At 62.3% G+C, this 13441-nt stretch carries 12 protein-coding genes and 1 rRNA gene; 6 read left to right on the top strand and 7 right to left on the bottom strand.

What is annotated here, in order from left to right:
• Positions 1–154: 154 nt before the first annotated feature.
• Positions 155–268 (top strand): 5S ribosomal RNA (gene rrf / locus BT173_RS16875).
• 204 nt (positions 269–472) lie between these two features.
• On the opposite strand, the gene BT173_RS16870 is transcribed toward rrf, so the two are convergent.
• Positions 473–1063 carry a LexA family protein gene (locus tag BT173_RS16870; RefSeq protein WP_072429843.1) on the bottom strand — a complete coding sequence of 197 codons (591 nt, stop codon included), beginning with the start codon at positions 1061–1063 and terminating at the stop codon, positions 473–475.
• Positions 1064–1312: 249 nt separating this feature from the next.
• Between BT173_RS16870 and BT173_RS16865 the strand changes: the two genes are divergently transcribed.
• From BT173_RS16865 to BT173_RS16855, 3 genes are all read left to right on the top strand, one after another.
• On the top strand, positions 1313–3235 hold the full coding sequence (locus BT173_RS16865) for a PrkA family serine protein kinase (RefSeq protein ID WP_072429842.1): 1923 nt from the start codon (positions 1313–1315) through the stop codon (positions 3233–3235).
• Between the two features lie 91 nt (positions 3236–3326).
• The gene (locus BT173_RS16860; RefSeq protein WP_072429841.1) at positions 3327–4598 is read left to right on the top strand and encodes a YeaH/YhbH family protein; all 1272 of its coding nucleotides are present in this window, start codon (positions 3327–3329) and stop codon (positions 4596–4598) included.
• The gene (locus tag BT173_RS16855) at positions 4595–6169 is read left to right on the top strand and encodes a SpoVR family protein (RefSeq protein ID WP_084658786.1); all 1575 of its coding nucleotides are present in this window, start codon (positions 4595–4597) and stop codon (positions 6167–6169) included. The genes BT173_RS16860 and BT173_RS16855 overlap by 4 nt, the downstream gene beginning before the upstream one ends.
• A gap of 17 nt (positions 6170–6186) precedes the next feature.
• Here BT173_RS16855 and BT173_RS19700 read toward each other — a convergent pair whose 3' ends face one another.
• Complete coding sequence (locus BT173_RS19700; RefSeq protein ID WP_072429840.1) at positions 6187–6465, bottom strand: DUF2917 domain-containing protein; 279 nt, start codon at positions 6463–6465, stop codon at positions 6187–6189.
• 202 nt (positions 6466–6667) lie between these two features.
• Here BT173_RS19700 and BT173_RS16845 point away from each other — a divergent pair, with 202 nt between their 5' ends.
• Together BT173_RS16845 and BT173_RS16840 are read left to right on the top strand one after the other, a co-directional pair.
• Positions 6668–8140: an aminotransferase-like domain-containing protein gene (locus BT173_RS16845; RefSeq protein WP_072429839.1), complete on the top strand. Its 1473-nt coding sequence runs from the start codon at positions 6668–6670 to the stop codon at positions 8138–8140.
• Between the two features lie 14 nt (positions 8141–8154).
• Positions 8155–8862 (top strand): class I SAM-dependent methyltransferase, encoded by a 708-nt coding sequence (locus BT173_RS16840; protein WP_072429838.1) that lies wholly within the window; start codon positions 8155–8157, stop codon positions 8860–8862.
• On the opposite strand, the gene BT173_RS16835 is transcribed toward BT173_RS16840, so the two are convergent.
• The 5 genes from BT173_RS16835 to BT173_RS16815 form a co-directional block, all read right to left on the bottom strand.
• Positions 8859–9236, bottom strand: a complete 378-nt coding sequence (locus BT173_RS16835) for a VOC family protein (protein ID WP_072429837.1) — start codon at positions 9234–9236, stop codon at positions 8859–8861. The two genes, BT173_RS16840 and BT173_RS16835, sit on opposite strands and share 4 nt — an antisense overlap.
• A 173-nt stretch (positions 9237–9409) precedes the next feature.
• The gene (locus BT173_RS16830; RefSeq protein WP_072429836.1) at positions 9410–9754 is read right to left on the bottom strand and encodes a BON domain-containing protein; all 345 of its coding nucleotides are present in this window, start codon (positions 9752–9754) and stop codon (positions 9410–9412) included.
• A 226-nt stretch (positions 9755–9980) separates the two neighbouring features.
• Positions 9981–11354, bottom strand: a complete 1374-nt coding sequence (locus BT173_RS16825; protein ID WP_072429835.1) for a sigma 54-interacting transcriptional regulator — start codon at positions 11352–11354, stop codon at positions 9981–9983.
• A complete protein-coding gene (locus tag BT173_RS16820) occupies positions 11351–11959 on the bottom strand; it encodes a hypothetical protein (protein ID WP_072429834.1) in 609 nt (202 codons plus the stop codon). Before BT173_RS16820 ends, BT173_RS16825 begins: the two co-directional genes overlap by 4 nt.
• Complete coding sequence (locus BT173_RS16815; RefSeq protein WP_072429833.1) at positions 11946–13364, bottom strand: ATP-binding protein; 1419 nt, start codon at positions 13362–13364, stop codon at positions 11946–11948. The genes BT173_RS16820 and BT173_RS16815 overlap by 14 nt, the downstream gene beginning before the upstream one ends.
• Between the last annotated feature and the right edge of the window lie 77 nt (positions 13365–13441).

The following is a 13441-nucleotide window of genomic DNA, read 5'->3' as shown; positions in this document are numbered from 1 at the left end:
AGGCTTGATCCTATAACCCAAGACGTTTGGGTGTGTTTGTGATACGTCGAATCAACTCAATCGCATTGATTACTTCTTCCATGGTTTGTTGCTTGTAAGAGCAGCGAACTGAAAATGTTGTGTCTTGACGAAGTCAGGATGCACGCCAGTTATGCTTGGCGGCCATAGCGTGTTGGACCCACTCCTTCCCATCTCGAACAGGACAGTGAAACGACACCGCGCCGATGATAGTGCGGATCTCCCGTGTGAAAGTAGGTCACTGCCAGGCTCCCTACCGAAAAGCCCCGGTCTCAACAGAGACTGGGGCTTTTACTTTGGCGCAGCGCTGAGCGTGGTATGGATCGTGATATTTGAATTGCCCGTTGGCCCGTTGCTTGGCGGCGAGGGGCGGATACAGGGTACTGATGGAGTGAAATGCAAACAGCCCGCTCACGCGGGCTGTTTCGTTTGGGCGGCTTTGCCTGGATGGGCGCTAGCCGCGGTATTTGCGCACCAGACCTACCAGCACCCCGAAGATCTCCAGCTCTGCCTTCGGCCGGATGACGGGGTAGGCCGGATTGGCCGGTAACAGCACAAAGCGGCCCTGTTCTCGGCCCAGGGTTTTCAGGGTGAATTCGTTGTCCACGATGGCGATCACGATATCACCGCTATTGGCGCGATTACGTCGCTCGATGACGGCCAGATCGCCCTCATGGATGCCTGCATCGATCATGGAATCGCCTTTGACCGGGATCAGCAAGGTATCGGATGGCCGTTCGATCAGGTATTGATCGATGGCGAAGGCATCGCTGCCGACATCCCTTGCTGCCACGGGCATGCCGGCAGGTACAGGCTGCGAGGACAGCGTGCGCTCGAAGAAGCGGTCGGTGGGTGCCCAGTCGCCATCCGCGCTGCGGGTCAGAAAACCCTGCAGCTGCAGGCGGGCGAGTAGCTTGGAGACGGCTGATTTGCTGGCAAAGCCCAGTAGCCCCATCAGGCGAGCGTAAGAGGGCAAGCAGCGATTATCTGCGTAATAGTCCTGGATACGCCCCAGGTAGTCGAAGTCTTTCTCGAAATCGTTCATGCGAGCTCAAGCGGGATAGGCCAAAAATGACACCTTTACTTTAGAGAACGTACGTTCTCCTGGCAAGTGCTCCTACCTGGCTAAGCGGTGGCGGGAATCATGGATAGCCGTGCGGAAGCCATGTGCTATACCGAAATCAGACCCTTAACCCAAGCATAAAACCTCGCCCAATTGCTGCGCGAACTTTTCGCCGCGCTGTGTCCCAAACGTATACCGCTTCTTCGTCGTGCCTAGCAAAGAGGGATCGCCATGGATATCTTCGCCAACTTCAGCGCCCGTTATGATCGAACCCGCGAGGAGGAAATGAGCCTGCGGGAATACCTGGAACTGTGCAAACGCGACCCCGGTGCTTACGCCACTGCGCCTGAACGCATGTTGCTGGCCATTGGTGAGCCGGAGATGGTGGATACCCGCAATGACTCGCGCCTGAGCCGGGTGTTTGCGAACAAGGTGATCCGCGTCTATCCAGCCTTCCGCGAGTTCTATGGCATGGAAGAGGTGATTGAGCAGGTAGTGTCCTACTTCCGCCATGCTGCCCAGGGCCTGGAAGAGCGTAAGCAGATTCTCTATCTGCTCGGGCCGGTGGGCGGCGGTAAGTCTTCGATTGCGGAAAAGCTCAAGGAGTTGATGGAGCGGGTGCCGTTCTATTGCGTGAAAGGCAGTCCGGTCAATGAGTCGCCGCTGGGCTTGTTCAATGGCAGCGAGGATGGGCCGATTCTGGAAGAGCAGTTTGGTATTCCGCGCCGCTATCTGAAATGCATTCCCAGTCCTTGGGCGGTTAAGCGCTTACAGGAATTCAATGGGGATATTGACCAGTTCCGCGTCGTCAAGCGCTATCCCTCGGTGCTCAAGCAGATCGCGGTGGCCAAGACCGAGCCCGGTGATGAGAACAATCAGGACATCAGCTCACTGACTGGCAAGGTGGATATCCGCAAGCTGGAGAAATATGCGCAGGATGATCCGGATGCGTATAGCTACTCGGGCGGTCTGTGCCTGGCCAATCAGGGCTTGTTGGAATTCGTGGAAATGTTCAAAGCACCGATCAAGGTGTTGCACCCCTTGCTGACGGCGACTCAGGAGGGCAATTTCAAGGGAACCGAGGGTTTCGGGGCCATTCCCTTCGATGGCATCGTGCTGGCCCACTCGAATGAGTCGGAATGGAAGCAGTTCAAGAACAATAAGAATAACGAGGCCTTCCTCGACCGTATCTATATCGTCAAGGTGCCGTACTGCCTGCGTGTCAGCGAAGAGGTGAAGATCTACGAGAAGCTGGTGCGCAACTCGTCGCTGCATCAAGCACCTTGTGCGCCGGGCACGCTGAAGATGATGTCGCAGTTCTCGATTTTGTCGCGGCTGAAGGAGCCGGAGAACTCGAGCATTTTCTCCAAGATGCTGGTGTATGACGGTGAGAACCTGAAGGACACCGATCCGAAGGCAAAGTCGATTCAGGAGTACCGCGATTTTGCTGGTGTGGACGAGGGCATGGATGGTCTGTCCACGCGCTGGGCGTTCAAGATCCTGTCCAAGGTATTCAACTTTGACCACTCGGAAGTGGCCGCCAATCCGGTGCACCTGCTGTATGTGCTGGAGCAGCAGGTGGAGCGCGAACAGTTCGCGCCCGAGACCGAACAGAAATACCTCGCCTATATCAAGGAGTATCTGGCCGGGCGCTATGTCGAGTTCATCGGCAAGGAAATCCAGACCGCCTATCTGGAGAGCTATTCCGAGTACGGGCAGAACATATTCGACCGCTATGTGACCTTTGCCGACTTCTGGATTCAGGACCAGGAATACCGTGACCCGGATACCGGCGAAAGCTTTGATCGCAATGCGCTGAACAACGAGCTGGAGAAGATCGAGAAGCCAGCTGGGATCAGTAATCCCAAGGATTTCCGCAACGAGATCGTCAATTTCGTGCTTCGGGCGCGCGCCAATAATGCCGGCAAGAATCCGACCTGGACCAGCTATGAGAAGCTGCGCGCGGTGATCGAGAAGAAGATGTTCTCCAATACCGAGGAGCTGCTGCCGGTGATTTCCTTCAATGCCAAGGGCAGCAATGAAGACGCCAAGAAGCATGAGGATTTCGTGAACCGCATGGTGCAGAAGGGCTATACGGCCAAGCAGGTAAGGCTCTTGTGCGACTGGTACCTGCGCGTGCGCAAGTCTTCATAGGGTGAGAGTGGCCGCTGCGGCGAACCGTATTGTTGCGCCAGGTTCGCCGTCGGCAACGCTGCGTGCGTGACGCACTTTCACGGGAGCCACCATGGTTCATCTGATCGACCGCCGGCTCAACGGCAAGAACAAATCTGCTATCAACCGCGAGCGCTTTCTGCGCCGCTTCAAGGGCCAGATCAAGGAAGCGGTGACCCGTGCAGTCAAGGGCCGCTCGATCACCGATATCGAGAGTGGCGAGAAGGTCTCCATCCCGGTCAAGGACGTGTCGGAGCCGGTGTTTGGCCATGCGCGCGGCGGGGTCTGGGAAACGGTTCATCCTGGCAATAAGGAATACCAGAAGGGCGATCATATCGACCGCCCGGATGAGAATGGCGGCAAGGGCGGCTCGGGCAAGGCCTCGCAGGATGGGGAAGGCGAAGACGATTTCGTGTTCGAGCTCAGCCGCGAGGAATTCCTCAATTTCTTCTTCGAAGACCTCGAGCTGCCCAATCTGGTCAAGACCCAGCTGACCGCGACCGAAGCCTTCAAGCAGGTGCGTGCGGGCTACAGCACTGATGGCACGCCCTCGAATATCGATGTAGTGCGCTCGCTTAAGGGCGCGCTGGGGCGGCGCATTGCCCTGACTGCCGGACCGATGGCGCGCATGAACGAAGCGCGTGAAGAGCTGGATGAGCTGCTGGAAAAGCACGACGAGAGCGACCCCGCGGTGAAGGCCTTGCGCGAGGAAATCCGCCTGCTTAAGACCCGCATCATCGGCATTCCATTTATCGACCCCTTCGATCTGCGCTACAGCAACCGCGTGCGGGTGCCGCGCCCGCATACCCAGGCAGTGATGTTTTGCGTGATGGATGTCTCGGGCTCGATGGATGAGCAGAAGAAGGACACGGCCAAGCGCTTCTTCATTCTGCTCTACCTGTTCCTGACCCGCGCTTACGAAAAGATCGAGGTGGTATTCGTGCGCCACCACACCCAGGCGGCCGAGGTGAACGAGCATGATTTTTTCCATGCGCGCGATACCGGCGGCACCGTGGTCAGCTCGGCGCTCAAGCTCGTACACCAGATCATTGCTGAGCGCTTTCCCACCAATGATTGGAATATCTACATCGCCCAGGCTTCGGACGGCGATAACTGGGATAGCGATTCGGTGGTGTGCAAGGACATCCTGCTGGGCGACATCCTGCCCCTGGTGCAGTACTACGCCTATATCGAGATCACCGAGGGCGAGCCGCAGAATCTGTGGGCCGAATACGAGCAGGTGAGGGAGGCCTGCAGCCACTTCGCCATGCGCAAGATCCAGTCGCCGGCCGATATCTATCCGGTGTTCCGCGACCTGTTCAAGAAGACGGTGAGCCATACATGAGCGAGATCGCCCCCGCGCCTGCCGAGAGCAGGAAACGTAGTCGCAAGAAAGCCGAGCCGCCGGCCAAGGGGCCGCTGTCCACTGGTTCGGAATGGACGTTTGAACTGATTGATCGCTACTACAAGGAGATCAGCCGCATCGCTACCGATTTCGGCCTCGATACCTATCCGAACCAGCTCGAGATCATCACCGCCGAGCAGATGATGGATGCCTATGCCTCGGTCGGCATGCCGGTTATGTACCACCACTGGAGCTATGGCAAACACTTTCTCAGTACGGAGAAAGGCTATAAGCGTGGCCAGATGGGGCTGGCCTACGAGATCGTCATCAACTCCAGTCCCTGCATTTCCTATCTGATGGAAGAGAACTCGATCACCATGCAGGCGCTGGTGATCGCCCATGCGGCCTTCGGGCACAACAGTTTCTTCAAGGGCAACTACCTGTTCCGAGCCTGGACCGATGCCTCGGCCATCATCGACTACTTGGTATTTGCGCGGCAGTACATCCGCAAATGCGAGGAACGTTATGGCGTGGATGCGGTGGAGGAGCTGCTGGACAGCTGTCATGCCCTGATGAACTACGGCGTGGATCGCTACAAGCGCCCGCCCAAGCTTTCGGTGGCGGAGGAACAGGCGCGCCAGGCCGAGCGGGCCGACTATCTGCAAAGCCAGGTGAATGAGCTGTGGCGCACGCTGCCGCGCCGGCATGAGGAAGCGGAAAAGGCCGTCAGCCGCCGCTTTCCGGAAGAGCCGCAGGAAAACCTGCTCTACTTCATCGAGAAATTCGCCCCGCTGCTCGACCCCTGGCAGCGCGAGATCGTGCGCATCGTGCGCAAGGTGGCGCAGTATTTCTACCCGCAGCGCCAGACCCAGGTGATGAACGAGGGCTGGGCGACCTTCTGGCATTACACGATCATGAATCGGATGTATGACGAGGGCCTGCTCACCGATGGCGCGATCATGGAGTTCCTCCATTCGCACACCAATGTGGTCTACCAGCCGCCGGTCACCAGCCGCTGGTACTCGGGCATCAACCCGTATGCGCTGGGCTTTGCCATGTACACCGATATCAAGCGCATCTGCGAGCAGCCTACCGAGGAGGACCGCTTCTGGTTCCCCGATCTGGCCGGCACGCCGTGGCGGCCGGCGCTGGAGTTCGCCATGCGTAACTTCAAGGACGAGAGCTTTATCGCCCAGTATCTATCGCCCAAGCTGATCCGTGATTTTCGCCTGTTCGCGGTGCGCGACGACGACCAGGAGGCACAGCTGGAGGTGAGCGCGATTCATGACGATGCCGGCTACCGCGCGATACGTCAGAAGCTGGCCGACCAGTACAACCTCGGCAATCGCGAGCCGAATATCCAGATCTGGGATGTGAACACCCGCGGCGACCGCGCCTTGACGCTGCGCCACACCCAGCACAACCGCCGCCCGCTGGCCAATAGCGTACACGAGGTGCTCAAGCATATCGCGCGGCTGTGGGGTTTCTCGGTCAAGCTGGAAAGCTGTGACCCCGAAGGGCGGGTGATACTCAGCTATGACTGCAAGCTGGAAAAACGCCACGGCCAGTAGGCGGTGGCGTGCCGGTTTCAGTGGCTGAGCAGCTTGTTACGGCCGAACAGATTGGCCAGGCGCAGCGGTAGGTTGGGTGTGCGCGCTTCACTACGCAGGCTGAAGTGCGTATCGGCCAGCGCCTGGATCAGCAGCGCCTCGTCCTGTGCCAGCTGGTAGCTATGACCACGCCCCAGCACGATATCGGCGCCCGCGGCGGTGAACCAGATCACGCCACTTTCCACCGCAATGCAGCTGCCGGCGCGCGTAGGCAGCGTCAGTAAGGATTCCTTGCTGAGACGGTAGGACTGTTGCATGGCGGCGCTCCTGGCGGTGGTTGATGCTGGCCAGATTACGCGCAGCCCGGCAGGGTTTTTAGGCCCAGACTGTTCCTGTTTCGGGCAGAACAGCTGGCCGCCAGCGCCAACTGTCACGGTCGTTTTGCCCCCCAACTGTTCCTTGGCCCTGCACCGGCTTGCAGCGCAAGATAGCCGGGCCCGCCACTTTGATTGCGCCACCATGACCAGCGCCCGCAGCACTACCCTATATCTGGCCCTTGCCGACGAGATTGCCGCCATGGTGGCGGCCGGCACCTTGCGCGCCGGCGAGCGCCTGCCCAGCCTGCGCGAGCTGCGTGACCGGCGTGGCGTCAGCCTGTCCACCGTCACCGAAGCCTTCCGCGTGCTGGAAGATCGCGGCCTGATCGAGGCGCGGCCCCAGTCGGGTTTCTTTGTGCGCCAGAAGCTGGTGGAGCCACCACCACCATCGCGCCCGTCCAGCCAGCCGGCTGAAGTCACCGTCAATAAACGCCTATGGGACTATCTGCAGCTGACCCGTGGTCGCCAGCATGGCTTCTGCTATGCGGTGATGGCGCCGGAGTGCTTTCCGAACAGCCAGCTGCAGAGGCTGATGAACGAGGCACTCAAGCAATCGCCCAATCTGCTGTCCGAATACGGCGGCACGCGTGGGCTGGAAGTGCTGCGCCGCCAGGTGGCGCGCCATGCAATGGAATGGGGTGGGCGGCTCAGCCCCGATGATGTGCAGATCACCGCCGGTGGCATCGAGGCGCTCAATCTTGCCCTGCGTGCTACCACCCAGCCCGGCGATGTGGTGGCGGTCGAATCGCCGACCTATTTCGGTCTCTTGCAGCTGTTCGAATCGATGGGCTTGAAGGCGCTCGAGATTCCCACCGACCCCGAGCGCGGCATCTCGCTGGCCGCGTTGGACCTGGCCACTCGCGATGGTGCCGTGGCAGCCTGTGTGTTGATGCCCAATTTCAGCAACCCTACCGGCAGCCTGATGAGCGATGAGGCCAAGCAGCAGCTGGTGCGCCTCTTGGCCGAGCGCAAAGTGCCGCTGATCGAGGACGATATCTACGGCGAGTTCTACCAAGGCCGCGAGCGTCCGCGCCCGGCCAAGGCCTTCGATGAGGACGGCAATGTGCTGTACGTGGCCAGCTACACCAAGCTGGTGGCGCCCGGCATGCGCGTAGGCTGGATTGCGCCTGGCCGCTACCGTTCGCGGGTGGAGATCCTCAAATACATCAATACCTTCTCCACGCCGGCCATTACGCAAGCCACGCTGGCACGCTTTCTGGAAAGCGGCGGCTACGATCTGCATATGCGCCGTCTGCGCCGCATGTGTGCCGAGCAGATGGCCCGCCTGCACGATGGCCTGGCGCGCTACTTCCCGGCCGGTACGCGCTGGACCCGTCCGCAGGGCAGCTATATGTGCTGGATAGAGCTGCCGGCCGGTGCGGACAGCACGCGGCTCTTGCAGGCCTCGGTCGAGGAAGACATCAGCTTTGCGCCCGGCCCGCTGTTCTCGGCGCGCAATGCCTACCGCAACTATCTGCGCCTGTGCGCGGGCGAGCCCTGGAGTGCCGTGCAGGAAGCCAAGCTGCGCCGCCTGGGCGAGCTGGTGCATGCTCAGCTGGACACCGGGCGTCCGGCGCCTAGCCAGCAGGGCCAGGCCCTGTTCGAACTCGGTTAAATAGCGTGAACCGTATGGATGAGACCTTGCAGAACGGTGTGCGCTACGACGCGCGCCATGCCGCCGCCTATTCGGCCAAGATACGCGCGCTGATTCCCGGCTACGAACTCCTGCACCAGCTATCCACCGAGCTTTTGCTGGCTACGCTGCCCGCCAGTGCGCGTGTGCTGGTGGCCGGCAGCGGCACGGGCGAAGAGCTGCTGCGCTATGCGGCAGCCGCACCCGGCTGGCAGCTGTCCGGCATCGAGCCCTCGGCTGATATGAATGCGCTGGCCCAGGCGCGCTGCGAAGAGGCCGGCTTGCTCGACCGTGTGCAGCTGCTGCCCGGCAAGGTGAGTGAGCAGCCCTTGCCCGCGGCCAGCTTCGATGCGGCGACCAGCCTGCTGGTGTTGCACTTTCTGCCCGACGATGGCAGCAAGGCTGCTTACCTGCAGACCTTGGCGGCCGCCTTGCGGCCGGGCGGTGTGCTCTTGCTGGCCGATCTGGGCGGCGAGCGGGGCGAGGCGGGGTTCGAGCAGCTGTTTGAGGCCTGGTATCAGCAGCAATGCCGCAGCCAGACCCGCCGCGACAGGGTGGAGCTCGATTTCGCCCATCTGCGCCAGCATGTGTATCCACTCAGCGCCGCACGGCGCGCTGAACTCTTGCAGCAGGCAGGCCTAGTACCTGGCCCCGAGTACTGGCGCGCCTTCGGTCTGGCTGCCCTGCTGGCCCGCAAGGCCTAGCTGGGCGCCTTGCACACCGCTTCTATCCGATAACCGTCAGGGTCGATCAGGAAGGCTGCGTAATAGTGCGGGCCATAGTCGGGGCGCAGGCCGGGTGGGCCATTATCCTGGCCGCCCACGGCCAGTGCGGCAGCGTAGAACTGGTCGACCGCGGCGCGCGAGGTGGCCGCAAAGGCCAGATGAAAACCCTCGCCTGGCGCGGCTGCGTCGGCGCAATGCTTGAGGCAGAGCAGGTCCTCGCCATCCGCTACGCCATAGCCGATCGCATCGTCATCTTCGAACACGCGTCGATAACCGAGTGCGTGTAGCGCCGCGTCGTAGAAAGCGGCTGATAGCGCGAGGTCGCGCACGCCGAAGGACAGGTGATGCAGCATTGCCGGGCCTGGTGTGTGGTGGTCAAGGAGGCCGACCATAGCGGCCGGGCGCCGGGCAGGGCAAGCGGGCAGGCAAAAAAAAGATCGGCCGAGGCCGATCTCAAAGGGTCGCGCAGTTTGCGGACGCGACTTACAGGGAGAGGAGCGACGGGCGCCTGGCCCGTAACGCATGTTTAGTTGGTGCCGACCTGCAGCTCGCTCTGCACGCTCTTCACGCCTTCCACGGCGGAGGCGACTTGCAGTGCACGCACACCGGCTTCCGGCTTGTCGACCTTACCGCTCAGGGTGACCACGCCTTCCTTTGTGCTGACTTTCACGTCCAGGGCGGAGATGTCCTTTTCGCTCAGCAGGGCGGCCTTGACCTTGGCGGTGATGGCAGCGTCATCCACATACACACCTGCCTTGGCGGCTGGGCCGCTGGCTTCCATGGTCTTGCTGTCGGTAGCGAAGGCTGGGCTGGTCAGCGCGGCGGCCAGGGCGAGCGGAGCGGCGATACGAAGCAGGGAACGGAATTGCATGGGGATTTCCTTTCTTGTGAATCGGAATAAGTAGTACGCCGATTGGCGTGACAAGCCCACTACTGCAATGCCTGTGCCACTTTAAAAAAGTTGTTTTATTACAGTGAGATAGCACGCTGTGTTGACCGCATGTTTGCTGCTGGGCACGCGGCGAGCCGGTTAAACCACCCATTTTGTCGCTATACAGCGACAGCTGTGCGCTACCCCCGCCTAAGTCACTGAAATCTTAGCTGGCCACGCTGTCGCCATTTGGCGACGCTGTTTCGCGGAACAGGCCTGGGGTCAGGTCGTGTTTTTGCAGCAGGCGGTAGAACTCGGTGCGATTGCGCTCGGCCAGCCGCGCCGCATCGGCCACGCTGCCATCGGTCAGCTTCAGCAGGCGCACCAGGTAATCGCGCTCGAAGCGCTGCTTGGCCTCGCTATAGCTAAGCACTTCCACCGCCGGCACGCGCAGTGCGCGCTGCACCAGCGAGAGCGGGATGATGGGCGAAGTGGCCAGCGCGCACACCTGTTCGACCGCGTTATAGAGCTGGCGCACATTGCCCGGCCAGGGCGCGGTGGCCAGCGCCTCCAGCGCCTCGGGCGCAAAGCCGTTCAGGCGCTTTTGGTATTTCTCGGCCAGCTTGGCCAGGAAGTGGTTGACCAGCAGCGGAATATCCTCGCGCCGCTCGGCCAGGCTGGGCAGGGCCAGGGTCACCACATTGAGCCGGTAATACAGGTCCTCGCGGAACTGCCCGTCGGCCATGGCGGCGTCCAGGTCGCGGTGGGTGGCCGAGAGCAGGCGCACATCAATTGGCAGCGACTGGCTGGCGCCGACCGGGCGCACCGAGCGTTCCTGCAGCACGCGCAGCAGCTTGACCTGCAGCGGCAGCGGCATGTCGCCGATCTCGTCCAGGAAAAGCGTGCCGCCATCGGCCGCCTGGAACAGGCCGCGATGGTTGGCCACTGCGCCGGTGAAGGCGCCCTTCATATGGCCGAACAGTTCCGATTCGAGCAGCGCTTCGGGAATCGCGCCGCAATTGACGGCGATAAAGGGCTGCTTGGCGCGTGGACTGGCGCGGTGGATGGCCTGCGCCAGCAGCTCCTTGCCGCTGCCGCTTTCGCCGCGGATCAGCACGCTGGCGTCCGATCCGGCAATCAGCTTGGCCTCGGCCAGCAGCGCGGCCATGCGCGTTGAGCGGCTGACGATGGCTTCGCGCCAGCTGCTGTCGCCGCTGTCACGGTCTTCCGGCGCGGCGCTCAGTGCCAGGGCCTGGGCGATCTTATCCAGCAGCACCTTGCTGTCGAAGGGCTTGGTCAGATAGCCGAACACGCCGCGCGCGGTGGCTTCCACCGCATCGGGAATCGTGCCGTGCGCGGTCAGCAGGATGACCGGCAGCGCGCGGAACTGGGCGCGGATCTGGTCGTAGAGCGCCAGGCCATCGCGGTCGGGCAGGCGCACATCGCTCAGCACCAGCTGCGGGCGCTCGATGGCCAGTCGGGCCAGGGCCGCATCGGCGGTCTCCACCGCGGTCACCCGGTAGCCGGCGGCGCTCAGGCGCATGCTGAGTAGCTTGAGCAGATCGGTATCGTCATCGACGAGCAGGATATGGGCACTCATGGTTTGACTCCATTACTGGCGGGGGCCGGCCGGCTGGGCAGGCTGCGCTCAATCGCCTTCAGCGCTTCGAGCTTGAGATTCAGGGCATCGAGCTGGCCGCGCAGCGCGTCCAGCCTCTCATTCTGTTGTTCATTCTTCTTCAGGCTGTCGCGCAGCTGCTGGCCTTGCCGCTCCAGCTGCTCTTCCAGCTTTTTCTGCTCGCCCTGCTGTTCCTCCTGCTTGCGTTGTTCGCTGCGCAAACCGGCAATCAGGCTGCTCAGCAGGCGCGCGAGCGGCTGGTAGGGCTGGGCATCCGGCTTGCGCTGCACGGCATCGAGCAAGGCCTGCGCCTGCGCAAGGTCGGCGCTGCTGCGTGAGCGCGCCAGTAGCAGGGCCAGGCTCAGGCTATTGGCCGGCGTGGCCGTGGCGCTACTCAGGCGGCGCAGCTCTTGCTCGCGCTCGGCCGGGCTGAAGTCCTGCAGCTTTTGCTGGTAGTCGAGCACTTCGCGGTTGGCGAGGTCGGTCGGGCTGGGCGGCTCGACCTTGACGGGCGGCAGGCGGCTGGCGCAGCCACCAAGCAGGGCGGCCAGCAGCAGGGCGGGCAGACGGCATTCATTCAGGGTCATAAGGCAGTTCAATCCGGAAGCGACAGCCCACTTCGGCGGGCAGCAAGGCAATCTGACCGCCATGGGCGGCAATGTATTCATGCACGATGGACAGGCCGATGCCGCTGCCGCGGCGCGCGCCGGGCATCTGGCGCTGGCCCTGGAAAAACGGTTCGAACACGCGGGCGCGATCCTGCGGCGCAATGCCCGGCCCCTGGTCGCTGATCTCGATGGCCAGGTGGCCAAGGCGGCGCTTGAGGCGAAAGCGCACCTGGCCGCCATCCGGGCTGAAGCGGATCGCATTAGAGAGCAGATTGCCGAGGGCGGTACTCAGCTTGTCGGCATCCACCGCCACGCTCAGCGCTTCGCCCTGCAAGTCTACGCGCAGCTGTTTGGCCTGCCATTGCAGCTGCTGGGTGGCGATCACCTTGCGGATCAGGCCCAGCAGTTCGGTAGGCACCAGGTTCAGCTGGCGCGCTTCGAAGGTGGCGGCATTGAAGCGCAGCAGGTCCTCGATCTGGGTCTGCAGCGCCAGGGTGTTCTGGCTGAGGATATGGGCGATCTGTTGCTGCTGCTCATTCATCGGGCCGACCACCTCGTCCACCAGCAGAGCCACCCCCTCGCGCAGCGCGGCCAGCGGGGTTTTCAGCTCGTGCGAGATATGGCTGAGGAAGCGTGCCTTGTCCGCCTCCAACTCACCCAGGCGCTGGCGCAGCCAGTCCAGGCGCTGGCCCAGGCGTTGCAGGTCGGCCGGGCCGTGGATATCGATGGCCTCGTCCAGCTGGTTTTCGCCCAGCGCCACGATGGCCGCCTCCAGGCGCAGGATGGGCTTGGTCAGCCACAGGCCGAAGACCAGCGCCAGCGCCACGGCCAGCAAGCACGCCGCCAGCACCTGCCAGCTCAGCTGGGCGCGGCCCGCTTCCAGCTCATCCAGCAGCGCACGGTGGCGGGCGTCTATCTCGCTGCGCACCTGCTCGCCAATCTGGGTATTCAGCGCATCCAGATCGCGGAAGGCCTGCGCCAGCAGCGGCTCGCGGCTTTCCACCGACATGCCGGTGGCCGCCAGCTGGGTGCTCACGGTCTGCAGCGGCTGGGTCCAGCCCTGCAGGGCTTGCGACTGCGGCAGCGCGCGCAGCAGGCGCTGGCGCGCCGCCTCGGCATCGCGGCGCGCTTCCTCATAACGCAGGCGGAAGCTGCTTTCCTCCAGCACCAGGTATTGGCGCGCGGCACGCTGCATGGCCACGCTGCGTTCGGCCAGCAGCTGGGCATCGGTATTCAGCTCCAGCGCCTGGCTCGCCCCCGCGCGGTTCTGCCCAATCAGCTTTTCCAGCGTCAGCAGGCCGCGCAGCGAGGCGCTGCCCAACAGGACAATGATCAGCAGAAACGCGCACAGCAGCAGCGGGCGGAAGGAGATTCGGGCAAGCATAAGGCTTGAGTGTAGCCGCTGCTGGCTGAGTGGCAGCTGAATTGCGGGTGTGGAGACGCTTTGGACGGTGTGCCGCT

It is taken from the genome of Chitinimonas taiwanensis DSM 18899 (assembly GCF_900119825.1).
Lineage (GTDB): Bacteria > Pseudomonadota > Gammaproteobacteria > Burkholderiales > Chitinimonadaceae > Chitinimonas > Chitinimonas taiwanensis.
The sequence above is the reverse complement of the archived record's forward strand: the minus strand, read 5'-3'. Positions and strand labels throughout refer to the sequence as shown.

Excerpts from the sequence above, each read along its gene's own strand:
- BT173_RS16855 (WP_084658786.1), top strand. The coding sequence starts at position 4,595 with ATGAGCGAGATCGCCCCCGCGCCTGCCGAGAGCAGGAAACGTAGTCGC.
- BT173_RS16870 (WP_072429843.1), bottom strand. The coding sequence starts at position 1,063 with ATGAACGATTTCGAGAAAGACTTCGACTACCTGGGGCGTATCCAGGAC.
- BT173_RS16820 (WP_072429834.1), bottom strand. The coding sequence starts at position 11,959 with ATGACCCTGAATGAATGCCGTCTGCCCGCCCTGCTGCTGGCCGCCCTG.
- BT173_RS19700 (WP_072429840.1), bottom strand. The coding sequence starts at position 6,465 with ATGCAACAGTCCTACCGTCTCAGCAAGGAATCCTTACTGACGCTGCCT.
- BT173_RS16840 (WP_072429838.1), top strand. The coding sequence starts at position 8,155 with ATGGATGAGACCTTGCAGAACGGTGTGCGCTACGACGCGCGCCATGCC.
- BT173_RS16860 (WP_072429841.1), top strand. The coding sequence starts at position 3,327 with ATGGTTCATCTGATCGACCGCCGGCTCAACGGCAAGAACAAATCTGCT.
- BT173_RS16815 (WP_072429833.1), bottom strand. The coding sequence starts at position 13,364 with ATGCTTGCCCGAATCTCCTTCCGCCCGCTGCTGCTGTGCGCGTTTCTG.
- BT173_RS16865 (WP_072429842.1), top strand. The coding sequence starts at position 1,313 with ATGGATATCTTCGCCAACTTCAGCGCCCGTTATGATCGAACCCGCGAG.
- BT173_RS16830 (WP_072429836.1), bottom strand. The coding sequence starts at position 9,754 with ATGCAATTCCGTTCCCTGCTTCGTATCGCCGCTCCGCTCGCCCTGGCC.
- BT173_RS16835 (WP_072429837.1), bottom strand. The coding sequence starts at position 9,236 with ATGCTGCATCACCTGTCCTTCGGCGTGCGCGACCTCGCGCTATCAGCC.
- BT173_RS16845 (WP_072429839.1), top strand. The coding sequence starts at position 6,668 with ATGACCAGCGCCCGCAGCACTACCCTATATCTGGCCCTTGCCGACGAG.
- BT173_RS16825 (WP_072429835.1), bottom strand. The coding sequence starts at position 11,354 with ATGAGTGCCCATATCCTGCTCGTCGATGACGATACCGATCTGCTCAAG.